The organism is Streptomyces brasiliensis (assembly GCF_014647875.1).
In the GTDB taxonomy this organism is placed as follows: Bacteria; Actinomycetota; Actinomycetes; order Streptomycetales; family Streptomycetaceae; genus Streptomyces; species Streptomyces brasiliensis.
This window is the reverse complement of sequence record NZ_BMQA01000018.1, coordinates 1-22,992: the sequence shown is the minus strand read 5'-3', so window position 1 is coordinate 22,992 and position 22,992 is coordinate 1. Positions and strand designations below refer to the sequence as shown.

Genomic DNA, 22,992 nt, shown 5'->3' with positions numbered 1-22,992 from the left:
GTCGATGCGCGGACGTCGCGCGATATAGCCACTTTCATCGCCACGAGACGCTGCTGCCGCCTCTGGCCGACGCTGAGACTTGACTCTCACCGGGTTGCCACGGCAGCCAGGTCGAAGGCGCGAGGAGGGCCGGCGAGGGCAGCCTTGGCCTCGACGCTGAGACCGTCGAGAATCTCGATCTCTCCTGCTTCGACGCCGTCCAGCGCGAGACGGGCGAGAGTGGCCGGGTCGTTCATCACCTCAGCGGAGAACTTCAATCCGGTGTCCTTCATGGCGTCGCGCAGCGTCGCGGTGCCGATGAGCCCGGCGACAAGCGCGGTGACGAGGGTCCCCTGGCCCGCCAACTCCAGCCGCACACCGTTGGTCAAGCCCCACTGCGCGGACTTGGCGGCGGAAAGAGCCGTATTCGCCTCAACAGTGGTCCAGGCAGTGAGCGACAGGACATTGAGGATGGCGCCGCCGCCGTTCTTGGCCAGGACGGGAGCGAATGCCCGGATCATGTCGAGTGTGCCGAAAAAGTGGGTGTCGATCATATGCCTGATCGCGGCGCGGTCACCGGTCATCAGGCTTGCCACGTCAGTGGAGGCCGCATTGTTGACCAGGAGGTCGACATCGTCGGCAGTCCGGCTGGCGGCGTCGATGGAGTCCCTGTCGGTGATGTCGAGCGACAGCACCTCAGCGCCTGGGATGTCGACGAGTTCCGGGCGGCGAGCGGTCGCGTAGACCTTGGCGCCGCGCCGTATCAGTTCTTCGGTCAGGTGGCGACCGAACCCTCGGCTGGCACCGGTGACGAGAGCGGTCGCTCCGTGGATTCGCATGGAAGAGCCCCTTGATCTGTTGCGTGACGATCAGACAAAAAGGTGACCGTGCGGTCATGATCGGACCCTAAGTCGAACATGACCGACTGGTCAACTTGCTAGGATGTCGATATGTCTTCAGCAGCCCGTCCGGCCCGTGCCGATGCCGTCCGCAACCGCGCTTCGCTGTTGGAAGCGGCCGAGGCCGAGTTCGCGGAGCGGGGCATCGACGCCTCGGTCGCCGACATAGCCCGCCGGGCGGGCGTGGCAAAGGGCACGGTCTTCCGCCACTTCGCCACGAAGGACGCTCTGGTCGCGGCCGTAGCCGGTGATCGCCTCGCCCGGCTCGTGGCCGTTGCCCGACGCCTTTCGGAGTCGCCCGACTCCGGTGTGGCACTACGGGAATTCCTGTCCGCAACCGCGGAGATCCTGCAGCAGCAGGGCCTCGCGTTCCTACGGGCGGCCAGCGAGTGCAACCCCGTGGTCGCCGGAATCCGCGACCATTTGCTCGCGAGCGCCGGGGTGCTGGTCGATCGGGCGCGTCGAGACGGCGTCGTGCGAGCCGATGTCACCGGGGCAGACGTCCTGCTGCTGACCTGTGCCACCGTCCACACCATCGCGGCAATGTCGGACCCGACACCGGACCTGTGGCGGCGCTATCTAACGATCATCATCGACGGGCTGCGCCCCGAGGGCGCCAGTCCGTTGCCGGGGCCGGCCCCGGAGCGGCTCTAGGTGTATTGACCCGCAGACCACGTGGCTGCCCGAGGTGTACGCCCGCGCGCCCGGCGAAGCGGCCGCCGCCCCCGCCCCTCCGGCAGCGAGCAGTATCTGCACGGGGACGGGGGCAGAGAGAGTTGCCGCCTTCGGCCGTGCCACCCGGGGCTGTTCGGCGTCCGGCGCCCGGCCGTGATCGCGAACCTGCATGATCGGTAACGCAGGGGGCTCTTCGGCAAGACGTCACGTCAGCCCCCCAAGGCCGCCTCTGCTGGGATCAGGTCAGGCGGTCCGGCAGGGAATCCGGCAGAGGATCTGGGGCAGTGAGATTCTGCTGTCCGATGACGCGCAGCAGCTGGAGCTGTCCCGCGGCATCGTTGCCCGGCCGGGGCGTGAAGACGAGCAGCCGCTGGTCCTGCTGGGCTGTGGCAAGTACTTCGCAGTCGATGCGGACGACGCCGACGGTGGGGTGGACGCTGCTCTTGCGGTCGCTGCGGCGTACGGCGACGTCATGGCGCTCCCACAATGCGTCGAACTCCGCGCCGGCGGCGCGCAGGGCGCCGACAAGCTTCGCGGCCCGCGGGTCCCGGGGTCGCAGTGCGACCGCGGCGTTCAGGTCCGCGACCTGGAACTGGCTCTGGTGTTCGTGGTCTTCGCGGGGGTAGAGCGCCCGCGTGGCGGGCTGGGTGAACCAACGTCAGGTGAAGCTGCGGGCGAGTCCGGTGTGCGCGGTCTGCTCGCCGAGCAAGGCCACCGCCATCCTGTTCTGCACGAGGATCTCGCCCAGGTCGGAGACGACCTGGGCGGGCAGTTCGGTGAGTGCGCGACTTCAGTCGTGTGCGGAGCTTCTCCATGCTGCCCTTCGCGAGCGCGATGCGGCAGGTGGTGGACGTTCGGTGTTGACGTCGAGGTTCGCGTCGTGCATGCTACTCGACAAGAACGAACGTTCTGTAGAGCCCTAGCTCCACGGGCCTGCCCCGGCACTCCCCTGCCGCCAGGCCCGTGGCTCGTCCGGGCACGCCACTCAGGACCGCTCGGCAACGACCTCGCATGTTGATGCCGGGGGCAGGCGGCCTCGACACACGCCCTGACGGCAGGCACCGCCCTTCATCACCACACGTCACAACTACGGTGCCTGCCGTCGACACCCCATCGCAGAAGGACGTACCAGTCATGGACGCGCTCTACACCGCGGTCGCGACCGCGACCCATGGCCGTGACGGCCGCGCCGTTCTCTCGGACGGATCCCTGGACCTGCAGCTCGCGACCCCGAAGGAACTGGGCGGCAGCGGCAACGGCAACAACCCCGAGCAGCTCTTCGCCGCCGGCTACGCCGCATGCTTCGCCAGCGCACTCGGCATCATGGGCCGACAGGCCCGCGTCGACCTCTCCCACACCACCGTCACCGGGGAAGTATCGATCGGCAAGCAGGGCGAAGGCTTCGGACTCGCCGTCGTCCTGCGCATCACACCGCCCAGCACCATCGACCGCGAAACCGCCGAAGACCTCGTCGACCAGGCCCACCAGGTCTGCCCGTACTCCAACGCCATCCGCGGCAACGTCCCCGTCCAGCTCATCGTCGAGTGACGTGACACAGCCGGCCTCGGCCCGAGGCTCGACGCGCCCGAGCCGGCGTGCGATCCGGTCCATGACCTTAGGGCTGTCCCGCAATCCCTGCATCACACCCGTGACTTGTTCGAGGTACCAGAAACACCGCTCCTCGAACGGGTCACGACCGAGGGCCGCACGGACCAGCGCATCACGGCCGAGCACGACGCGTCTGTACACGGCGTGTGCGAGCACCCTCACGCCCGAGGCGAATCCGCGTAGTCCCAGATCCACGTATCTCAGATCCGCGTAGTCCCGGACACCCACGTGACACACAAGGAGATGTCATGTCACTTCCCCTCTCTCCCCGCCATGTCCCCGCGGACAGCGGAGAGCCCGTCTTCCTCGTCGGGGACACCTACACGACGCTCCTCTCGTCGAAGGAGACGAACGGAGAGCTCTCCCTCATAGAGGCGGTGGTTCCCGCCGACGCGGGCCCGCCTCCGCACACCCACCACGGCGAATCGGAGACGTTCATCCTGATGGACGGTCACCTCACGATCGAGGCCGGTGACGACAAGTACGAGGTGGAGCCGGGAGGTGTGGTGTACGTCCCGAAGGGGGTCCGTCATTCCTTCAGGAACAGCAGTGCGACGAAGCCCGCCCGTATGTACTTCCTCTACGCGCCGGGCGGCATGGACGGAATGTTCCAGGAGATCGGAACTCCGGGCCGACGCGGAGTCGTGGGGCCCCCGCTGACCGAGGCCGACGTGACCGCGATGGCGGCGGTCGCCGGCAAGTACAACTACACCTTCGACTGACCGGCGGACGGGACGGAACGACCGGCCGACCGGCCGACTGGCCGACCGGCCGGTCGACGGCCTGACCGATCAACGGCCCGGTTCGTGCCCGGGTCCCGTCCCACCCCGGCGGGGATCGCCGGGCGCCGGCCTGGGCGGGCTCCGCACCGGCACGCCATCCGGTTCCACCGATGCGAGGTCGTCTTCCGGCAGCGCCCCCTCCTCTCCAGCCTGCCCGGCCTCGTCCCACATCCGCAGTGCGCCCACCGCCGCCCTCCAGCCGAACGCTGCGAGGGAGTGCGCGGCGTGAGATCACACCCGCAGAAGGAGACATGGTGAATCCGCATCACGAGTCGCTTTTCATCGGGGGTCGGTGGGTGACACCCGCGTCCGCCGAGAAGATCACGGTCCTCGGTTCGAGTACCGAGGACGTCCTCGGCAGCGTCCCGGCCGGCACCGAGAAGGACATCGACGCGGCCGTCGACGCGGCCCGCGCCGCCTTCGACGATCCCCACGGCTGGGCCGCCTGGCAACCGGCGCGGCGGGCGGACGCTCTCCGCCGCCTGGCCGATGCCCTCGAACGACGGAAGGAAGCCGTCACGCGGACCGTCAGCGCTCAGAACGGCATGACGATCACGCTGTCCGAACAGGTCGAAGGCGTCCTCCCGACCACGCTGTTGAGGTACTACGCCGACCTGATCCGCGACGACACGGGCGAGGACATCCGCGACGGGATGCTCGGTGCTCCCGTCCACGTCCGCAGGGAACCCCTCGGTGTGGTGGCGGCCATCGTGCCCTGGAACGCGCCCCAGCTCCTCTCCGCGACCAAGTACGCACCCGGTCTGGCCGCGGGGTGCACCTTCGTGCTGAAGCCGTCCCCCGAGACCGTGCTCGACGCGGTCCTCTTCGCGGAGGCCGTCGAGGAAGCCGATCTGCCGCCCGGCGTCATCAACATCGTCCCGGCCGGCCGGGAGGTCGGCGCGTACCTCGTCTCCCACCCCGACGTCGACAAGGTCGCCTTCACCGGTTCCACCGCGGCGGGCCGGCAGATCGCCGCGACCTGCGGCAGCCTGCTGCGTCCGGTGACGCTGGAACTCGGCGGCAAGTCGGCTGCCGTCATACTCGACGACGTCGACCTCGGCACGGCGATCGCCGAACCGTTCTTCCACGCGACACTGCTGGCGAACGGCCAGGCGTGCTTCGCCAGCACCCGCGTACTGGCCCCGCGAAGCCGCTACGACGAGGTCGTCGACGCGGTCTCCTCCCTGGTCGGCGGCCTGACCGTCGGTGACCCGCTGGACCCCGGTACGCAGATCGGCCCGATGGCCGGCGCGCGCCAGCGTGACCGGGTCGAGGGCTACATAGAAAAGGGCAAGGCCGAAGGCGCCCGGCTGGTCGTGGGCGGCACCCGGCCCGCTTCCGAGAAGGGCTTCTACGTCACGCCGACCGTATTCGCCGACGTCGACAACTCCCAGACCATCGCCCGCGAGGAGATCTTCGGGCCCGTCCTCTCCGTCATCGCCTACACCGACGAGGACGACGCCGTACGGATCGCGAACGACTCGGAGTACGGCCTCGGCGGCTCCGTATGGACGGACAACGACGAACGCGGAATGCGCGTCGCGCGCAGGATCCACACCGGAACCATCGGTCTGAATCACTACACCGTCGACCCGGCGGCACCCTTCGGCGGAGTCAAAGCCAGCGGACTCGGCCGGGAGTTCGGCCCGGAAGCCCTGCGCAACTACCAGCAGATCAAGTCCATCTACCGGTGACCACCACGCGGCGCCCCACCACGCCGTAGGCGGCAGGCCCAGCCCAGGAGACCCTCGGTCGCCACAAGCTGTCGTGCGGCGGCCGAGGGTCCTCGACCGGGTCGATACGGCCCGGAGCATCCCTTCGGCCGCCGGGCCGTGCTCCCCACGCCAGGCGGACGACCTGATTCGGGGGCGCCTCATGCACGGCCCCCGTGCGACCCGGTACTTCGCCGAAGAGGTCTCTCAGCTCGTCGAACTCTCCTGAGCGGCCGTACGTCGTGGTGGTGTGACGATCCCCCGATCGCCAACCGCTTTTCGAAGATGACGAATTTCAGCAACCACGGAAAGGGTCCAGCGACATGACGTCAACGACCTCAACATTCGTACTCGTTCCCGGAGCCTGGCAGGCCGGCTGGGCCTGGCAACCGGTGGCACGGCGGCTGCGAGCCGCCGGATGCGAGGTGGTCACGGTGACCATGCCCGGGGTGGCGGACGGCGACGCACGAGAAGGACTGCGTCTGTCCGACGCGACAGCCCATCTCGTCCAGGAGGTCGAGAAGCGCGAGTTGGCGGACGTCACACTCGTGGCGCACAGCTGGGGTGGGTACCCCGTCACAGGTGCTGCCCACGAGCTGGCGGGGCGTGTCTCGAAGGTGATCTACTACAACGCCCTGGTTCCGGCGCGGGGAGTCCCGTTGATCGATGAGAACCCGGACTACGCGATCATGCTGCGGGCGGGGATCGAAACGTCGCCCGACGGAAGCGTGTCCGTCACCCCGGAGCAGGTGCCACTGCTCCTCCCCGAGGCAGGTGAGGAGACTCGACGGCTGTTCTTCGACCTGCTCGTGCCCCAGCCCGGAGGTTACTTCCTGGACGCGCTCGACGTACCGGAGGTCACGACCCTGGGTATCCCGGCAGCCTATGTCCTGAGCGAGAACGACCAGGTGCTGGCGCGACCCGGTACCGAGTTCGCCGACCGTCTGGGGCTTACTCCCGTGATGGTCCCGGGCGGCCACGAATCGATGCTCACCCATCCGGACGAGGTCGCGGCCGCGTTGCTTCAGGCCTGACCACGAGGGAGTGTTCCCGGCAGCGGTTGCGCGGAGCCCGGCCAGGTCGGACTGCACGTGATGTGCCGCGGCTCCGTGCTGCCGGGCGCCACGGCAACCGGATACGCCCTCCCGACCGACCGCATCAGCCACATCCGCCACATCTGCCGCTCACGCCGGGACGAGTGCGGTCCGCGCGGGCTCCGGTGGGCGGTGGGTGCGGCGGTAGGCCAGCGGGGACAGGCCGAGGCGCGCGTAGAAGTGCTTTCGCAGGACGGTGGGGTCGGTGAAACCAGTGGCCGTGGCGATACGTGTGACGGTGAGGTCGCTGGATTCCAGCAGACGGCGGGCGTGGTCCAGGCGGCTCTGCAGGAGCCATTGCAGGGGGCTGGTGCCGACTTCGGCGCGGAAGCGGCGGGTGAAGGTCCGTTCGCTCATGTGGGCGTGACGGGCCATGTCCTGGAGGGTGAGGGGTTCGGCGAGCCGGTCCAGCAGCCACTCGCGGGTGGACGAGGTGGACAGGCCGGGGTCCTGCGGAACCGGGTGCTCGATGAACTGTGCCTGGCCGCCTTCACGCCAGGGAGCCGCTACGCAGTGTCGTGCCGCTGCGTTTGCCACGTGTGCGCCGTGGTCACGGCGAACCAGGTGGAGGAGCAGGTCGATGCCTGCCGCGCCGCCCGCGCCGGTCAGGATGCGCCCGTTGTCGACGAAGAGCACGTCGGGATCGACGTCGATCTCCGGGAACAGGCGGGCGAGGGCGTCGCACAGGGCCCAGTGGGTGGTGGCGCGCTGTCCGTCGAGCAGGCCGGCGGCGGCGAGCAGGAAGGCCGACGTGCACAGGCTGACCACACGGGTGGTGGGTCTGATCCGGGCGAAGGCGGCGGCCAGGTCGGCGGGCAGTTCACCGGTGGCCAGGAGGTGGGCGTCGGGTTCCTGGGTGGCGATCACCACGGTGTCGGCCGTCGCCAGGAGCGATTCGTCGTCGTCGGCGACGACCCGGAAACCCTCACTGGTCCGCACGGGCCTGCCGCCGATGGAGCAGGTGGTCACCGTGTACAGCCGTTCCCCGGCAGGGTCGAGGGCTTCGTTGAGGACCCGGGCCGTCATGCCGAGATCCATCGGCATGACCTGGTCCAGGGCGAGTACCGCCACGCGATGCGTCATGGCTGGAATAGTACGACAGGGGTCTAACCCGCCATCCTCCCGCCCCTTCCCGCCGCCCGCTTCAACAAGGTCTGGTCGGAACGAAGTGGGAATTCACCATGGTGCCCCTGCGCTGCGACGACCGCGCGCCTTCCGTCCTCGGCCCGCTCCCCGGATGAAGCGGGGTGAGCCGTACGGATGTGCGGCTCGCGGTCAGCAAAGTGCGGTCGGGGACCTCGCGCCAGTGCGGATCGTCGTCGTACGGCTCGGAGGCCACGACCGTCCCGCCGTCCGACCGGGCCAAGTACCACGGCGTGTCGCCCCACGCGGTGGCGGCGATCCTGTGGCCCTGGGTGAGGATCAGGTTGAGCCGGGATCCGGGGGCCGCCGCGGCGGCCTCCAGCACGGTGTCCGCGAGGGCCTGCCCCTCGTCCTCGCCGGCCCGCAGCCGTGCGTGCACCAGCGCCCACACGAACGCGAAGTCGCTGCGGGCTTCCAGCGACAGCACGTCCACGGGCGGCAGGGTCGCCACGAGCGGCACCAGGGTGACCGGCCAGCCCGCCACGGCCCCGTTGTGGCTGAACAGCCACTCCCCCGCGGCGAAAGGCTCCGCCGCGGCCTCGCCGTCCGCACCCGGCAGGGTCGCGTCCCGTACGGCCGCGAGCAGCGCCGTGGTGCGGACGGCCCGGGCGAGATCGGCGAACGACGGGTCGCCCCAGATCGGCACCGCCCTGCGGTAGCGGGCCGGCACCGGCTCCCCGGGGGCGTACCAGCCCGCGCCGAAACCGTCCCGTGACGCTGGTGGCGGGGTGCCCACGACTGGCGGTACAGCCCGTGCGGCGGGTCCACGAGGAGCCGGCTCAGCGGCTTCGCAGGACCTACGTACGCGATGTGACGGCACATCCGGCCACAAGGTGCTGCGCGGTGGATCGTTCGCTGCCGGACGTTCGTTGTCCATCGCCCACGGCTCGTCAGAGGTGCCCATGGTGAACCTGGCACTGTTCGACGATCCGGAGGCCGCCGAGACGGCCTACCGGGCGGTGAAGCCCCCGCTGGACGTGCTGGAGAGCACCGCGTTCCACGGTGAGCGTCTGACCGAAGCGGGGTTCGTCTTCGGGATGGTCGCCCAGCACGTGGAGGCGCTACGGCCCGAGATCGACAGCCTTTACGACGCCTTCGAGCATCCGCGTGCCGCGTCGGTCCCACGTACGCCGACGGCATCCGGGCGCCCGGCCAGGACCCCGCTGTCATGGCGTGCGGCGCCTGCCGGACCACGCCGAGTCGTTCCAGCCGGGCGCTCAGCGGAGTGACGTTCGACGCGCCCCCCGATCGGGCCTCCGGCGGCACGACGACGAGGCCGGCCGCAGCCGTCGGTGGTCCGCGACGGTGACCGGCGAGCCTGAACCGTGGACGTCGGCGGCCGTCCCGTCCTCGTGCCGCCGTCACTCCGTGGCGTCGCCGGACAGGTTCCCGGAACGCCCTGCCCCCTCCCGGCGATTGGCCTCTCCGAGCCTGCTCAGGGAGTCCGTGCGGTGATGCCCTTGGCGTCGGCCGGCTCCATGCCCCATCCGGCGAGCAGGCGCAGGGAGGTCTCGGAGGGGCTGCCGGGTTCGGTGCCGTAAATGAAGAGGATCTGGTCGGGGTCGTCTGCGGGGGTGAGGGCTTGGTAGGTGACGGTGAGGTCGCCGACGAGGGGGTGGTGGTAGTCCTTGGTGCCGGTGGTGCGCCGGTGGACCTTGTTGTCGGACCAGAAGTGGCGGAACTCCTGGCTGTGTATGGACAGTTCACCGACCAGGGCGCTCAGGGCCGGGTCGTCGGGGTGGCGGCCGGCGTCGAGGCGGAGCATGGCGGCGGTGTCCGCGGCGACGTGGGCCCAGTCCCGGTACAGCTCGCGGGCGTGCGGGTCGAGGAAGACGAAGCGGGCCTGGTTGCGCTCGGCCGCGGGGAGCGCGCGGAAGTCGGTGATCAGTCGTCCGGCGAGTTGGTTGTGGGCCAGTACGTCGAGGCGCCGTCCGAGGACGAAGGCGGGGCGGCCGGCCTGCTGGAGGGTGTCCAGCAGGTCCCAGGTGGCGGGGTCGATGCGCTGGGGGCGGGGACGGCGGCGGCGGGCGGGCTGGGGCCGGGCGAGGGTGTGCAGGTGGCTGCGCTCGGCGTCGTCCAGGTGCAGGGCGGTGGCGAGCGCGTCGAGGACCTCCGCGGAGGCGCTGCGGCTGCGGCCCTGTTCGAGGCGGGTGTAGTAGTCCACGCTCACCCCTGCCAGCCGGGCCAGTTCCTCGCGGCGCAGGCCGGAGACCCGACGTCGGCTCAGGCTGGGGTCGTCGAGCCCGGCCTCCTGCGGGGTGAGGCGCGAGCGGGCGGAGCGCAGGAACTCCGCCATCGAAGTGCTGGTGTGGTGCTCACGGTCCATGGATCCAGCATCGCGCATGCGCGAGGGGTCCGACGGCGGGAGGGTGGCCCACTTTGTCCCCCGATCAGGTGGGCCCTTCTGCGGCCTCTTTTGCCTGCTCAGAGCTGGTTCAGTGGATGTCGGGCCTCGCCACCGGACGTGGTGGCAGGGGCACCTTTCGACCATCGATGGAGGCTTCTCATGGCTACTTGGTTCATTACCGGTGCGGCGCGCGGGCTGGGTCTGGAGATCGCTCTGGCCGCGCTGCGGGGCGGCGACACGGTCGTGGCCGCCGCGCGGGATCCGCGGAAACTGCCGGAGGAGCTGCGGGCCTCCGACCGGGTTCTCGGTGTCGCCCTCGACGTCACCCGGAGTGAGGAGATCACGGCTGCCGTCGAAGCGGCCGTGGAGCGTTTCGGCACGATCGATGTTCTTGTCAACAATGCGGGCCGTGGCCTGCTCGGGGCGCTGGAGGAGATCACGGACGCCGAGGCGCGCTCGCTGTTCGACCTCAACGTCTTCGCTCTGATCAACATGACCCGCGCCGTCCTGCCCGTCATGCGGGCGGCCGAAGCGGGGAAGATCGTGCACATCGGCTCCCGCTCCGGATTCGAGGGCGAGCCCGGAGTGAGCATGTACAGCGCCTCGAAGGCCGCGGTGTCCGGTATCGCCGAGGCACTGGCGGTGGAACTGGAGCCGTTCGGGATCCAGAGCATGGTCGTGGAGCCCGGCGTCTTCCGCACCGACTTCCTCGACACCAGTTCCCTGTCGACCTCCGCGGGGCGTATCCCCGCCTACGACGGCACACCCGCCCACGTCACCCTGGACTGGGCCGACACCGCCAACCACCGCCAGCTCGGTGACCCCGTCAAGGGCGCCGCCCTGATCCACGAGGTCGTCGGCGGCGACAAGCTCCCCGGGCATCTGGCCCTGGGACGCGACGCGATCGAACGCCAGCTGGTCAAGATCCAGAGCCTTCAGGAAGACCTCAAGGCCTGGCAGGACAAGTCCGCCGCCACCGCCTGCGACGACGCCGCCTGATCGCCTTCAGTGGCACCTCTTGAACAGGAAGTAACCCCGCCATGACATCTGCCCCGACATCCCTGCTGACCGGACGGCCGTTGGACGGCCGCGTGGCCGTGGTGACCGGCGCCTCCAGCGGAATGGGTGCGGCCACCGCCCGTCGGCTCGCCGAACTCGGAGCCGCCGTCGCCGTCGTCGCACGCCGCCGGGAGAAGCTCGAAGCGCTCGCGGCCGACATCGCTTCGAGGGGCGGGCAGGTCCTTTCCCTGCCCGTCGACGTCACCGACCGCGCAGCCGTCCATACGGCGGCAGGCCAGGTGGCGAACACACTCGGACCGGCGGACCTGGTGTTCAACAACGCGGGCGTCCAGCTCATCTCCGCCATCGACGAGCTCAAGGTCGACGACTGGCAGCGGCAGATCGATCTCAACGTCACGGGAGTGATGAACGTGATCGCCGCCTTCCTCCCGCACCTGACCGCCGCCGCCGAAGGTGGAAAGCCTGCCGACCTGATCAACACTTCCTCCATCGCGGCGACGCGCATCCTGGAGAAGTACTCGATCTACTCCGGAACCAAGGCCTACATCAGCCACCTGACCCGTCTGATCCGCGTCGAACTGGGCCCGAAGAACGTACGGGTGAGCGCCATCGAGCCCGGCATGGTCGACACCGAACTGCCCAACCACGTCACCGACCCCGACGCCAGCGACATGATGGCCGGCCTGCTCCGCGACATCGAGTGCCTGCGCGACACGGACATCGCGGAGACCGTCGCCTTCATCACGGCCCTTCCCCGACACGTCAACATCAGCGAACTGACCATCCTGCCCACGGCCCAGGCCGTATAGCGCGACGGCGAGGGCCCGGACAGACGGCCAGGCCGGCCGGCGGGGAAATCCGCCGGCCGGCCTGGCCGTCTGTCCGGGCCCCACGTCCGACCTATGGGACGGTGGACCCGCGTTCACGACGACGTGTGGATCAGAACCGGATCACGATCTTTCCGCGGGTGTGTCCGCGCTCGGCGTGCGCGTGGGCGTCGGCGATCCGCTCCAGGGGATAGATCTGTCCGATACGGGGTGTGTAGTGGCCTTGTCGGCCCAGTTCCGCGGCCTCGGACAGGAGAGAGGAGTCGTTCTTCGCGTCGACCACATGTGTACCCAGGCGCTGCCCGCCTGCGGGGTCGGCGACCGTCGCGACGCGCGTCGGGTCGCCGGTGATCGCGACGAGGTCGTCCAGGGATCCGGAGGCCGCGGTGTCGAGGGCGATGTCGACGCCGTGCGGAGCGAGAACGGAGAGGCGCTGCGCGAGGCCGGGGCCGTAGGTGGTCGGAACGGCGCCGAGAGAGGTCAGGAATGCGTGGTTCCGTTCGCTGGCCGTCCCGATCACGGTGGCACCTCGAGCCACCGCGATCTCGACTGCCGCGCTGCCCACCCCTCCGGCGGCACCCTCGATGAGAAGAGTGCGTCCCGCGAGGGGACCGAGCGCGTTCAGGCCACCCATCGCGGTCACGGACGCGAGGCCGGCGCCCGCGGCCTGCTCGTCGGTCCAGGTGTTTGCGACGTGTGCCCAGGCCGAGAGGACGAACAGCTCCGCGACCGCGCCGGTGACACCGCCCAGTCCGAAGACGCGGTCGCCGATGCTCACTCCCTTTACTTCGTCGACCACACCGACGGCGTCGCGCCCGGGAATGGCGGGCAGCTCCACAGCGACCAGTTCCTGCAGGGCGCCGGCGCGCAGCTTCCAGTCGATGGGATTGACGCTGGCCGCCGTGACGCGGACGCGGATCTCCCGCGGTCCGGGGTGGGGGTCGGGGGCCTGCTCGATCACCAGGCTCTCCGGGCCGCCGAACTCATGAAAACGAGCTGCACGCATGATCTTCTGCCTTACCTCTACAGATGGAAATGATGGTGTTCGTTCGCGCCCGGTGGCCCCGGTGAGGTGCGGTCGGCGAGCCGGCTGCCTGCTGGAGGAGAACGGGTGCGGATCGGCGGAGTTGCCGCGCAGGAGGGCGGCCATCCTCCTGGAAAACGAGATCCTGCCCGGCGTCGGAATACCTCCCGCTGAGTCGATGCTCCGGAAGATATCCAGGAGGTCGGTCACCATCTGGATACCAAGACAGGAGACGGGAGACCCTCGATGACGCAACGGCCACCGCTGCCGGCCGACTTGTTCGACGAGCTGTGCCCGTCCTCGCTGCTGCCTTTCCGCTTCGGTGACAAATGGGCAGCCATGGTCCTCCTCTGCCTGGACGACGGCCCGCGCAGATACTCCGAACTCCGCGTGCCACAGGCCCGCGTCACCCCGAAGGCACTCACCCAGTCGCTCCGCGGCTTGGAGCGGAACGGGTTCGTGTCACGCACGGTGCACAACGACCCGAAACTGCGGGTGGAGTACGCGCTGACACCACTGGGCCGCAGCATGCTGGAACCGCTGGACACCGCGTGCCGATGGGCGGCCGAGCACTGGGACGAACTCCTCGACGCCCGTGAAGGCGGCGGGGGAACCGGCTCCTCCCCCGGCTGACCCGAACCCGCCCCGGCGCGTGCCGCGCCGGTGCGACCGCGTGGTTGGAGGTTGTCGTCGGAGGCCGCTTCGTCGGAGGCCGTCGTCAGGAACGGCGCCGTCCCGACACCGCGGCGCAGGTCGGGACGGCAGAGTTGTCGCACGTGAAGAAGGCACGGGGCGGTGGTTCGCCGCCGGCCGGGGGCAGCCTCTCAGAGCTGGGTTTCGCCGCCGTCCACGGCCAGTTCGATGCCGGTGGTGTACGTGGCGTCGAAGGCGAGGAACGCAGCCGCCGTGGCGAACTCCTCGACGGTGCCGTATCGCTTCATGGGATTGCTCCCGGTCCGCTCCGCCCTGAACGCGTCGGCGGCCTCCCGGGACAAGCCCATCGTCTCCAGGATGCCCGAGTCGATGGGGCCCGGGCTGATCGCGTTGACGCGGATCCCTCGCGGAAGGAGCTCGCGGGAGAAGGTGCGGGCCATCGAGCGCAGCGCCGCCTTGCCTGCCGCATAGACGCTGGTGTCCGGCAGGCCGATGACGTTGGCGACCGAGGTGGTGAGGACGACGCCGGCGTTCGCGCTCAGCAGCGGGGCGAGCTTCTGCACGGAGAAGAAGGCGCCCTTGACGTTGATCGCGAACAGTTCGTCGTACATCTCCTCGGTGGTCGACCCGAGGGGGGTGAGGGGTGAGATGCCGGCGTTGACGAAGAGGGCCTCGACCGAGCCGAAGTCGCTCTTCACCAGGTCGGCGAGCATGTCCAGGTCGGACAGTGAGGCCACGTCGGCCCGGACGGCCACGGCGTTCTCGCCGAGCCGTTCGCGGGCCGCGTCGAGCTTGGCCTGGGAGCGGCCGGTGATCACCACGCGGGCCCCGCCCCGTACCAGCAGCTCCGCCACCGCGAGTCCCATGCCGCTGCTGCCGCCCGTGATCACGACGTTCTTGTCGCTGTACTTACCCATGCCGAGGTTGCTCCGTTCCAGAAAACATGGTGATACGTGTGGATGTCGCCGTTCGTGGGGCGCGTCAGCGGCGGGTTTCGATCTTCATGTCGCCCGAGGTGACGGTGCGGATGTGGTCGCTGGCGAGCAGGGCGTGCGGGGTGCCGAGGTCGATGGCGCTGACCTCGTCGAGGCGGGCCAGCTGGGACGGCGTGAGGTCGACGTCCAGGGCACCGAGGTTGTTGTCGAGCTGCGCGACGGTGCGGGCGCCGATGATGGGTGCCGCCACGCCCGGGGCGTTCAGGGCCCAGGCCAGTGCGACCTGGGCGGGTGTACGGCCCAGCTCGGAGGCCACTTCCTTCACCGCGTCGGCGATGGCGAGGGTGCGTTCGGTGACCATGCCGAGGGCGGCGTTGAGGCTCATGCGGCTGCCCGCGGTCTCCCCGGCGACGGGGGCCGCCGACTTCAGGTGCTCGCGGCTGTACTTGCCGGTGAGCACCCCGCCGCCCAGCGGGGAGAAGGGGACCACGCCGAGTCCCATCTCGCGTGCCATGGGGATCAGGTCACGCTCCCCGGTGCGTTCGATCAGGCTGTACTCGATCTCCAGCGCGACCAGCGGCGACCAGCCGCGCAGGTCGGCGATCGCCTGCATGCGCGACACCTGCCAGGCCGGGGCGCTGGAGATCGCCACGTACAGAACCTTGCCCTGCCTCACCAGGTCGTCCAGGCCGCGCAGGATCTCCTCCACCGGCGTCCTGAAGTCCCAGACGTTCAGGTAGAGCAGATCAATGTAGTCCGTGTTCAGCTGTCGCAGACTGGCTTCCACCGACGCGATCATGCTCTTGCGGTGCGTGCCCCCGGAGTTGGGGTCACCGGGGGTGCGCAGCGTCGAGTACTTCGTCGCCAGCACCAGCCGCTCGCGGTTGCCGCGGGCGAACTCGCCCAGCATCCGCTCGGAGCTGCCGTTGGTGTAGGTGCTGGCGGTGTCGAAGAAGTTGCCGCCGAGCTCGGTGTAGCGGTCGAACAGCTTGCGCGCCTCCTCGCGCTCGGCGCCCCAGCCCCACTCGGTGCCGAAGGTGGCCGCGCCCAGCGCCAGCGGTGAGACCAGCAGCCCTGAGCGGCCCAGCGGCCGGTAGGTGTCGAGAGTGAGTGACATCGTTGTTCTCCTGATAGGTGTGTGGTTCGTGGTGTGCGCGAGCCTGGACCGTTGGTCGGCCTGCCCGGTCTTCAGATGCCGAGCCCGTAGCCGCCCGCCACGGCGACGTCCTGCCCGGTGACGTAACTGGCCGCGTCCGAGGCGAGGAAGGCGACGACTTCCGCGATTTCCTGGCTGGATCCGAAGCGTTCGAACGGGATCTTCGAGCGCATGGCGTCCCGGCCGCTTCGGGGGACTCCCAGCTTGTCGAAGAGCGGGGTCTCGGTCGCCCCGGGGCTCACGGCATTGACGCGAATCCTGCGCGGAGCCAGTTCGAGCGCGAGCGAGGGCAGCATCGCCAGCAGGGCGCCCCGCGTCGCCGCCCCCAGGGTGGCGCCAGGGCTGCCGCGACGGGATCCGATGCCCACGGTGAGGACGATCGATCCGCCGTCGTTCATGAGCGGAAGGGCCTTCTGGAGGGTGAAGTATTGACCCTTGAAGTTGACGTCGACCTGCTCGTCGAACGACCCCTCCGTCACGTCGGCGACCGGTGCGGGACGGAAGATACCCGCGTTGAGGAAGAGCAGGTCGAGAGTGCCGAAACGTTCGGACACCGTGCTCAGGAGAGCGTCGGTGTCGGCGAAGGACCCTGCGCGCCGACGCCCGACGCAACCGCGAGCACCTGATCGCCACGGCCGCCGAGGCTTTCGCCTCCGGGCGGACGATCTCGCTGGACGCGATCGCCAAACGCGCGGGCGTGGGAAGCGGCACCCTCTATCGGCACTTCCCCACCCGGGAGGATCTGGTCGAAGAGATCTACCGTGACCAGATCCGCCCGCTGCGCGATGACGCGCAGGCCCTCCTGGCTACCGAACGGCCCGCCCAGGCTCTATTCACCTGGATGCTCCACTTCGCCGAGTGGGCGGGCGAGCGGCGCGGCATCTGCGAAGCCCTGGTCGCCATGAGCGCTTCCGGACGCTTCGGCACCGGACCTGTGTGCGACGAGGTCCAGCACATCCTGGGGATGCTGCTCCAGGCCGGTTCCGAGGCAGGAGAACTGCGCGACGACATCGATCCGGTCGACGTCGGCGGCATTCTCACCGGCGTGCTCTCCGCGGCCGGCGCCCCCGATCAGCATCCCCAGCTCGACCGCATGCTCACCGTCGTCGTCGACGGGCTGAGGCCTCGCGGCTGACACGCCGCGAACTTCCGTCCGACGGCGCGTCATTGTCACGCGGTCAGCGGCCACGTGCGCGAGGTCGTGCAGCACGATGCGCCGGGTCGTCCGTCCTCCCGCACCGAGGCTGCACGATGTGCCGGCAGCGGCACCTCCGGACAAGCGTGGGCAGCGTCGGTGTCCGCGTACGGCAAGGGCGACGGCGCGCAGGTCGGCAGGGGCGGGAGTGACCAGGGCCGACCACGGCCAGAACGCGCTCCGCCGCACTGACGGGAGTGCCCGACAGGGCCCGCCCCGCGACGCAGCAGCCAGGTCGCAGTGTGCCGGTACTGGTGGGGCTCGAATGCGATCCCGGTGGTCTTCCGTAGCCGTCTGACCAGGTCATAGACGGCCGGATAGGCCCAGGGACGGCCGTTTGGTTCGGCAAAGAGGTTCACGAAGACGTAGTCGGAGTCGAGAGCGCCGTACTCGCGGTGCAGACAGTCCGAGTACAACCGCATCAACTCCGCGCTCGCCGGGATGACTCGTGTGCGGCCGGCCTTCGCCCGGGCCCGGTTGTCGTTGTCCCGCGGCACCACCATCACCTGCTTCTCAGCGATCTCAATGTCTTCGTGCCGCAGGCCCAGGGCCTCACCGACGCGGACCCCGGTGTCCAGGAGCGAGGCGAACAACAGCCGGTTCCGCAGGTGTTCGCAGCAGTCCAGGATCTTCTGGGCCTGGGCGGCGGTCAGGACGCGAAGGTGCTTCCGCCCGGACTTCAGCTTGATCGTCCTGGTCCGCCCGGGCCGGCCGGAGGCGATGTGCTGCAGGAACGGCTCCACCGGATCGACCGGTCGCAGATCATCTCCCAGCAGCGTCCACGACTCCGTCGTCGACCCGGGCGTCAGCACCCTGTGCGCGCGCATTGCACCTCCAACTCCTTCGTGATGGACGGCGGCAGATAACCGCATCCACCACGGGAGTTGGGGGAACTTCAGAGCGCTTCACGCACATGAAGGACGCGCTCGTGCGGGCTCAGGAGAACGGCCGACGATCTTCTTCCCGGCGTCCGTGCCCTGGCTCGAGACCGGGACGCTGGTCGACGTCTTGACACTCTGCGCGTCGACGCAGGGCGACGGGGTCGCCGAAGTCGCAGCGGTGGCGATCCGTGGGACGGTCCTCCAGCGTGATCGGCTCAGCCGGCCGGTCCAGCCCACTGGCAGGTCACCGAGGTGGAGCGGTCGGTGTCCTGCGGCACCGGGTGCTCGATGAACTGCGCCTGGCCGAGCTTACGGGCCTCGTTGAACACCCAGGCCGGGATGCCCAGATCCAGCGGCAGGACTCCGTCGAGGGCGGGAACAGCGACGCGATGTGACATGGCTGGAAAGGTACGACAGGTGGCCCTCCAGCCACTCACCCGCCTTGGCGAGCGCACGCCACTCTTTGTGCAGCGGGGACGCGATCCCCGCTGCAGCAAGAGCAAGACAGACGTGAGCGAGGACAACATGAGCGGGAACACCATGCGGGCAGTCACCATCAGCGAGTTCGGCGGAGCGGAGGTGCTGACCGTCGAGAAGGTCGCGCGCCCCGAGCCGCTGCCGACCGAGGTACTGGTGCGGGTGCACGCCGCCGGGACCAACCCGGTGGACTGGAAGACCCGCGAGGGCCAGGGCATGGCGGGACTGCAGACGTTCCCGCTGATCCTGGGCTGGGACGTCTCCGGCGTCGTCGAGGAGGTCGGCTTCGGTGTGACCACCCTGAAGGTCGGCGACGAGGTGTACGGCATGCCGTGGTTCCCGCGCGCCGCCGGCGGCTACGCCGAGTACGTGACCGCACCGGCCCGCCAGTGGGCCCGCAAGCCGGCCACCCTCGACCACGCGCACGCGGCCGCCGTGCCGCTGGCGGCGCTGACCGCCTGGCAGACCGTGGTCAACACCGCCCACGTCCAGGCCGGCCAGCGCGTCCTGATCACGGCCGCCGCCGGCGGAGTGGGCCACTTCGCGGTCCAGTTCGCCCGCCACCTGGGCGCCCACGTGATCGCCACCGCCAGCGCCGCACGCCACCCCTGGCTCAAGGAAATCGGCGCCGACGAGACCATCGACTACACCACCACACGCTTCGAGGACGCCGTCAAGGACGTCGACGTCGTCATCGACCTGGTGGGCGACGCCCACGACAACACCAGCACCCGCTCGCTGAAGGTCCTGCGCCCGGGCGGCCTGCTGGTCGCCGTCCCGGCCGGCGTCTCCCCCGAGCTGGCCCAGGCCGCCGAGGCGGCCGGCGTACGCGTCACCGCGTACCTGGTCGAGCCGGACGGTCCCGCACTGGCCACGATCGCAGGCCTGATCGACGCCGGTGAGATCGCCGTCGAGGTGGAGGAGACCTTCCCGCTGGAGCAGGCCGCCCAGGCCCACGCCCGCGGCGAGGCCGGCCGCACCCGCGGCAAGCTCGTCCTCACCGTGACCGACTGACCGTCCCCGCAAACAGTACGGAGCAGCACCGTGTACTACGAGATCCGCCGCTACCAGGCGCGGCCCGGCCGCCGCGAGGAATGGGTGCGCTACATGGAGGACGTGGTCATCCCGTTCCAGGCCTCGCTGGGCATGGACGTGACCGCCTCCTTCGTCGACGACGAGGACGAGGACGGGTACGTGTGGATCCGCCGGTTCGAGGACGAGACGCAGAGCAAAGCCGTTTACGAGGCCGTCTACCAGAACGACCGCTGGAAGAACGAGATCGGCCCGGCCGTCGGCAGCCTGCTCATCCCCGAAAAGACCGTCGTCACCCGCGTAGTACCCACCCCCGCCTCACCCCTGCGATGACCCGGCCCACGGCCGCCTCATCCACCACCGCACAGCACCGCACAACAGCGCACAACAGCGAAGAGAAAGAACCCAACCCATGAGCAAGAGACTCGACCTCACTGCGGCCGCAGCGGCCGTAGCTGCCGCAGCGGCCGTCTTCGTGTCGGCCCCCTACGCGTCGGCCGCCGCGGGGCGGGAACACCCCAAGCCGGTCGTCACTGCCGTCAAGACCGTCGCCCCGTTCGACTGGTCCGCCGGGGAGGTACCGGAGAACATCACCGTCAACCCGGACAGCACCCTCACTGTCTCCATGCTGGGCAGCTACGCCGACCAGCGGCCGGAGCTGGTCCGCCTGAGCGCCAACGGGAAGCACAGGACTGTGCTGGTGACCGGCGTCCTCGGTGACGGCTTCACCGGGAACACCCGTGGCAGCGACGGGACCATCTACTACAACGTGTGGTCCAAGGACGCCTCGCGCGCAGGAGTGTGGAAGCTGCCCCCGGGCGGCCACCCCAGCCGCCTCGCGGCCCTGCCCGCAGACGGCCTGCCGAACGGGCTCGCGATCGACCCTGCCGGACAGATACTCTACGTCACCGACAGTTACAAGGGCACGATCTGGGCCGTCCCGGTCGCAGGGGGCCAAGCCAGGAAGTGGCTGACCGACCAGGCTCTCGCGCCGGACCCGACGGCTTCGCTGCCGATCGGCGTCAACGGGCTGCGCTACCACAACGGGGCGGTGTGGGTCACGAACTTCAACAAGGGCACCCTGCTGCGGGTTCCCGTGACCGCTGCCGGGAAGCCGGGCCGCATCCACCAGGTGACCGATGGTGAGGTGGGCATTGACGACTTCAACTTCCTGTCCTCCCGCTCCGACATCGTGTTCGCCACGGTGAACACGCAGGACAAGGTGGACGTGGTCTACCCGAACGGCACGAAGGCCACCGTGCTCACTGCGGCCGACGGGCTGGCCAGCCCCACCGCCACCGCCGTGCGCGGCACCGAGCTGTACATCACCGACGCCTCGCTTGCCGCCCCGCACCACGCGCAGCTGCAGGGTGGCCGGATCAACCTCGCGGGGTTGCAGGGCAGCTGACCGTGCAGCGCCGGAGCCACGGCCTCACACTTCGCCGCTCCCCGGCCTCGCCGGGGAGCGGCGTCGGCGTGCCGTCCGCACGCCGACCGAGCGCGGCAGTTGTCGCGGTGATCGGCGATCGAGGGAGGAGTCGGCGACCGCGTCGGCCACCAGGAACGGCTGCACATCGTGCGAGAGGCGTCCAGCGCCGTCCTCAGCACGCCCACGTGGGCGTACACCCCGCACAGGATCAGCTGGTCCCTGCCGTTCTCGCGCAGCAGTTCCAGCAGACCCGAGCGGAACAGGGCGGCGCATTGTCGAGTCCCTGGCCCCGCGCCCCTCCGACCGGGTTTTCACCAAGTGACGCTAACCAGCCATGCGACGCGAGCACGGAGACTGGCACGCAGCCGCCCAACGCAACCTCTTCAACCGCATGATCGGCTCTACCACTGCCTCCAGAAGCGCGAACTCTTCAACGAGCAGTCCGCGTTCCCCGCGCCGTCTCCGGCAGAGGCAACAGCCGCGTGACCACTGAAGAGGCATTGCTCGCGGTGGCGACGGAAGCCGATCATTCACACATGCGACCCGAAGTACAGACGTTCATCGCCGACGGCCCGCTCCCCGACTGGGACGCGACCGAAGAAGACATCGACAGACGCGTTCGGCAGCTCAACGCGATCTCGAAGCCGGTCACGGAAGAGGAAGCCGGGGCGCTCGTCTCCTGCTTCGGCCCGGACGACTGCTACGGCGTCGCCTGGACGCTCCTCCACCTCATCGAGACCGGCCCGAACCCCGTGCTCACCACTCAACCCGCACCCGACGCCAACGAGTGGCACCAGCGGCTCTACGACCGTGCCTTGTCCGGAGGACTCATCCCGAGAACTTGACGGCATAGCAAGGTGAGGTGTCTATGTGGTCAAGCACTAGTACTCCAGGGCTAGATCTTGATCATCTGGAGTCTTAGCCGCTTTCGGAAATGGTGCCGTCGTGCCTCCGCCTGATGCGCACGTCGCCAGATCGACCAGCGAAGTCCCTGGTCGATGGCGGTGGGAGTCAAGCCGATCAGGTTGAACAGTCGTCGGACCTCGGCGGTGGTCAGGGCCGCGAGCCGTCGTGTTCGTGGCCCGTGGTCACCGCCCAGGCATGAAGAGCCCCTTTTTGCGGGGTTCGGGCCATCGCGGCCAAGAATGCCAACGCCAGCATGGCCATGGTGATATGGCGATGCCAGGCGTCGTATTTGCGTACCTGGTAGTTGTCCAGCCCTGCCTGCTGCTTGGCCGCCTCGAAACACTCCTCGATCGGCCAGCGCAGTCCGATGACCGCCACCAGTTCCGACAGTGATTCCCCGCGCGGGTTGTAGCAGTGGAAGTAGTCGGTCTCCCCGTCCGCGATGGTACGGCGGACGACGTACTGGTGCCCGTCCCGTCCGGTGATTACGGCCCAGTCGTAGGTGCGGAATCCTTTCGCTCCGATCCCGCACGCGCGCCGGGAGAAGTCCCTGGGCCGCAGGTGTGATGCCAGGTTGTCTAACCGGGTCGGGGAGTCGGGGTTGGTGGTGATGCCCGCGGTGTTCACGTCGGTGGATTTCGGGACAGCCATGCAGTAGGCAATGCCCTCTGCTTCCAGGTACCTGCGCAGGATCCTGTTCTGGCCGAACTCCTCGTCCGCGGCGAACCACGAGAACGGCACCCCGGCTGCCACAGCGCGCTCGATCATGGCCTGGACCTGCTGTGGACGGGTGCGGAAGGCCACCTCCTCCGGGATCCCGGCCTCCCGACGGCGTTCGAAGTCGACGGCCCAGGAATCCTTGGGCAGGTAGAGTTCCCGGTCGATCAGTACACGGTCGCCACGACGGTTGGCGTAGGCCAGGAACGTCCCGATCTGGCAATTATCGACACGTCCGAGGGTGCCGGAGTACTGCCGCTGGACCCCGGCTGATTTGTTGCCCTTCTTCTCGAATCCGGTGGGGTCGGCGATCAGCACACCCCGGGGATCCGCGAAGCGTTCCATGGCGTAGTCGCGGACCAGCTCCCGCATCAGATCCGCGCTCCAAGGGGTGAGGTTCAAGAACCGCTGGAGTGCTTTGGGTTCCTTCTCGCCGGAGTACTCGTCGGGTAGCTCCGGCGCATTGCTGCGCCGGAGCCCCCTCAGAACCGGCCGTGCCC

The 22,992-nt window shown here is 69.2% G+C and carries 24 protein-coding genes and 5 pseudogenes; 15 read left to right on the top strand and 14 right to left on the bottom strand.

Annotation, left to right across the window (positions count from 1 at the left end; all coding sequences use genetic code 11):
* Window positions 1–86: 86 nt before the first annotated feature.
* Complete coding sequence (locus IEZ19_RS25310; protein ID WP_189313582.1) at window positions 87–818, bottom strand: SDR family NAD(P)-dependent oxidoreductase; 732 nt, start codon at window positions 816–818, stop codon at window positions 87–89.
* A gap of 111 nt (window positions 819–929) precedes the next feature.
* On the opposite strand from IEZ19_RS25310, the gene IEZ19_RS25305 reads away from it, so the two are divergent.
* The gene (locus IEZ19_RS25305) at window positions 930–1,532 is read left to right on the top strand and encodes a TetR/AcrR family transcriptional regulator (RefSeq protein ID WP_189313581.1); all 603 of its coding nucleotides are present in this window, start codon (window positions 930–932) and stop codon (window positions 1,530–1,532) included.
* 259 nt (window positions 1,533–1,791) lie between these two features.
* On the opposite strand, the pseudogene IEZ19_RS25300 reads toward IEZ19_RS25305, so the two are convergent.
* Window positions 1,792–2,199: pseudogene (locus IEZ19_RS25300) on the bottom strand (MmyB family transcriptional regulator); the annotation flags it as partial.
* 488 nt (window positions 2,200–2,687) lie between these two features.
* Here IEZ19_RS25300 and IEZ19_RS25295 point away from each other — a divergent pair.
* The 4 genes from IEZ19_RS25295 (at window position 2,688) to IEZ19_RS25280 (ending at window position 6,689) form a co-directional block, all read left to right on the top strand.
* Window positions 2,688–3,101 (top strand): organic hydroperoxide resistance protein, encoded by a 414-nt coding sequence (locus tag IEZ19_RS25295; RefSeq protein WP_189313580.1) that lies wholly within the window; start codon window positions 2,688–2,690, stop codon window positions 3,099–3,101.
* Window positions 3,102–3,409: 308 nt separating this feature from the next.
* A complete protein-coding gene (locus IEZ19_RS25290) occupies window positions 3,410–3,883 on the top strand; it encodes a cupin domain-containing protein (protein ID WP_189313579.1) in 474 nt (157 codons plus the stop codon).
* 311 nt (window positions 3,884–4,194) lie between these two features.
* A complete protein-coding gene (locus IEZ19_RS25285; RefSeq protein WP_189313578.1) occupies window positions 4,195–5,637 on the top strand; it encodes an aldehyde dehydrogenase in 1,443 nt (480 codons plus the stop codon).
* A 341-nt stretch (window positions 5,638–5,978) separates the two neighbouring features.
* A complete protein-coding gene (locus tag IEZ19_RS25280) occupies window positions 5,979–6,689 on the top strand; it encodes an alpha/beta fold hydrolase (RefSeq protein ID WP_189313577.1) in 711 nt (236 codons plus the stop codon).
* Window positions 6,690–6,839: 150 nt separating this feature from the next.
* On the opposite strand, the gene IEZ19_RS25275 is transcribed toward IEZ19_RS25280, so the two are convergent.
* Complete coding sequence (locus tag IEZ19_RS25275; protein WP_189313576.1) at window positions 6,840–7,832, bottom strand: GlxA family transcriptional regulator; 993 nt, start codon at window positions 7,830–7,832, stop codon at window positions 6,840–6,842.
* 61 nt (window positions 7,833–7,893) lie between these two features.
* Window positions 7,894–8,714 (bottom strand): annotated as a pseudogene (egtC, locus tag IEZ19_RS25270) (ergothioneine biosynthesis protein EgtC).
* A gap of 80 nt (window positions 8,715–8,794) precedes the next feature.
* Here egtC and IEZ19_RS25265 point away from each other — a divergent pair.
* Complete coding sequence (locus IEZ19_RS25265; protein WP_189313708.1) at window positions 8,795–9,121, top strand: hypothetical protein; 327 nt, start codon at window positions 8,795–8,797, stop codon at window positions 9,119–9,121.
* Window positions 9,122–9,327: 206 nt separating this feature from the next.
* Here IEZ19_RS25265 and IEZ19_RS25260 read toward each other — a convergent pair whose 3' ends face one another.
* Window positions 9,328–10,218: a helix-turn-helix transcriptional regulator gene (locus tag IEZ19_RS25260; RefSeq protein ID WP_229840729.1), complete on the bottom strand. Its 891-nt coding sequence runs from the start codon at window positions 10,216–10,218 to the stop codon at window positions 9,328–9,330.
* A 180-nt stretch (window positions 10,219–10,398) separates the two neighbouring features.
* On the opposite strand from IEZ19_RS25260, the gene IEZ19_RS25255 reads away from it, so the two are divergent.
* Together IEZ19_RS25255 and IEZ19_RS25250 are read left to right on the top strand one after the other, a co-directional pair.
* On the top strand, window positions 10,399–11,238 hold the full coding sequence (locus tag IEZ19_RS25255) for an SDR family oxidoreductase (protein WP_189313574.1): 840 nt from the start codon (window positions 10,399–10,401) through the stop codon (window positions 11,236–11,238).
* Window positions 11,239–11,279: 41 nt separating this feature from the next.
* On the top strand, window positions 11,280–12,068 hold the full coding sequence (locus IEZ19_RS25250) for an SDR family oxidoreductase (protein WP_189313573.1): 789 nt from the start codon (window positions 11,280–11,282) through the stop codon (window positions 12,066–12,068).
* A 130-nt stretch (window positions 12,069–12,198) separates the two neighbouring features.
* On the opposite strand, the gene IEZ19_RS25245 is transcribed toward IEZ19_RS25250, so the two are convergent.
* Entirely contained in the window at window positions 12,199–13,092 is an 894-nt protein-coding gene (locus tag IEZ19_RS25245; RefSeq protein ID WP_189313572.1) for an NADP-dependent oxidoreductase, read from the bottom strand.
* 264 nt (window positions 13,093–13,356) lie between these two features.
* Here IEZ19_RS25245 and IEZ19_RS25240 point away from each other — a divergent pair, with 264 nt between their 5' ends.
* Window positions 13,357–13,743: a winged helix-turn-helix transcriptional regulator gene (locus IEZ19_RS25240; RefSeq protein WP_189313571.1), complete on the top strand. Its 387-nt coding sequence runs from the start codon at window positions 13,357–13,359 to the stop codon at window positions 13,741–13,743.
* A gap of 191 nt (window positions 13,744–13,934) precedes the next feature.
* Here IEZ19_RS25240 and IEZ19_RS25235 read toward each other — a convergent pair whose 3' ends face one another.
* The 3 genes from IEZ19_RS25235 to IEZ19_RS25225 all read right to left on the bottom strand — a co-directional run bounded on the left by IEZ19_RS25235 (window position 13,935) and on the right by IEZ19_RS25225 (window position 16,409).
* Window positions 13,935–14,681: an SDR family oxidoreductase gene (locus IEZ19_RS25235; RefSeq protein ID WP_189313570.1), complete on the bottom strand. Its 747-nt coding sequence runs from the start codon at window positions 14,679–14,681 to the stop codon at window positions 13,935–13,937.
* A gap of 64 nt (window positions 14,682–14,745) precedes the next feature.
* The gene (locus tag IEZ19_RS25230) at window positions 14,746–15,816 is read right to left on the bottom strand and encodes an aldo/keto reductase (protein WP_189313569.1); all 1,071 of its coding nucleotides are present in this window, start codon (window positions 15,814–15,816) and stop codon (window positions 14,746–14,748) included.
* A 71-nt stretch (window positions 15,817–15,887) separates the two neighbouring features.
* Window positions 15,888–16,409, bottom strand: coding sequence for an SDR family NAD(P)-dependent oxidoreductase (locus IEZ19_RS25225; protein ID WP_229840726.1), 522 nt, complete (start codon window positions 16,407–16,409; stop codon window positions 15,888–15,890).
* 35 nt (window positions 16,410–16,444) lie between these two features.
* On the opposite strand from IEZ19_RS25225, the gene IEZ19_RS25220 reads away from it, so the two are divergent.
* A complete protein-coding gene (locus tag IEZ19_RS25220) occupies window positions 16,445–16,990 on the top strand; it encodes a TetR/AcrR family transcriptional regulator (RefSeq protein ID WP_189313698.1) in 546 nt (181 codons plus the stop codon).
* 35 nt (window positions 16,991–17,025) lie between these two features.
* On the opposite strand, the gene IEZ19_RS25215 is transcribed toward IEZ19_RS25220, so the two are convergent.
* The 3 genes and pseudogenes from IEZ19_RS25215 to IEZ19_RS50990 all read right to left on the bottom strand — a co-directional run bounded on the left by IEZ19_RS25215 (window position 17,026) and on the right by IEZ19_RS50990 (window position 18,329).
* Complete coding sequence (locus IEZ19_RS25215) at window positions 17,026–17,877, bottom strand: tyrosine-type recombinase/integrase (protein ID WP_229840723.1); 852 nt, start codon at window positions 17,875–17,877, stop codon at window positions 17,026–17,028.
* A 117-nt stretch (window positions 17,878–17,994) separates the two neighbouring features.
* Window positions 17,995–18,078, bottom strand: a pseudogene (locus IEZ19_RS25210) (IS5 family transposase); the annotation flags it as partial.
* A gap of 68 nt (window positions 18,079–18,146) precedes the next feature.
* A complete protein-coding gene (locus IEZ19_RS50990; protein ID WP_229840721.1) occupies window positions 18,147–18,329 on the bottom strand; it encodes a hypothetical protein in 183 nt (60 codons plus the stop codon).
* Window positions 18,330–18,456: 127 nt separating this feature from the next.
* Here IEZ19_RS50990 and IEZ19_RS25200 point away from each other — a divergent pair, with 127 nt between their 5' ends.
* From IEZ19_RS25200 to IEZ19_RS25190, 3 genes are all read left to right on the top strand, one after another.
* The gene (locus tag IEZ19_RS25200; RefSeq protein ID WP_189313697.1) at window positions 18,457–19,422 is read left to right on the top strand and encodes an NADP-dependent oxidoreductase; all 966 of its coding nucleotides are present in this window, start codon (window positions 18,457–18,459) and stop codon (window positions 19,420–19,422) included.
* A 30-nt stretch (window positions 19,423–19,452) separates the two neighbouring features.
* The gene (locus IEZ19_RS25195) at window positions 19,453–19,773 is read left to right on the top strand and encodes an NIPSNAP family protein (protein WP_189313568.1); all 321 of its coding nucleotides are present in this window, start codon (window positions 19,453–19,455) and stop codon (window positions 19,771–19,773) included.
* A 79-nt stretch (window positions 19,774–19,852) separates the two neighbouring features.
* A complete protein-coding gene (locus IEZ19_RS25190; protein ID WP_189313567.1) occupies window positions 19,853–20,848 on the top strand; it encodes an SMP-30/gluconolactonase/LRE family protein in 996 nt (331 codons plus the stop codon).
* Between the two features lie 117 nt (window positions 20,849–20,965).
* On the opposite strand, the pseudogene IEZ19_RS50985 reads toward IEZ19_RS25190, so the two are convergent.
* Window positions 20,966–21,138 (bottom strand): annotated as a pseudogene (locus tag IEZ19_RS50985) (isochorismatase family protein); the annotation flags it as partial.
* A 68-nt stretch (window positions 21,139–21,206) separates the two neighbouring features.
* Here IEZ19_RS50985 and IEZ19_RS25180 point away from each other — a divergent pair.
* A pseudogene (locus IEZ19_RS25180) lies at window positions 21,207–21,355 on the top strand (IS110 family transposase); the annotation flags it as partial.
* Window positions 21,356–21,405: 50 nt separating this feature from the next.
* Window positions 21,406–21,714, top strand: a complete 309-nt coding sequence (locus IEZ19_RS25175; RefSeq protein ID WP_189313566.1) for a hypothetical protein — start codon at window positions 21,406–21,408, stop codon at window positions 21,712–21,714.
* Window positions 21,715–21,922: 208 nt separating this feature from the next.
* Here the strand turns inward: IEZ19_RS25175 and IEZ19_RS25170 are convergent.
* On the bottom strand, window positions 21,923–22,992 hold a 1,070-nt coding region (locus IEZ19_RS25170), incomplete at its 5' end, for an IS701 family transposase (protein WP_229840714.1).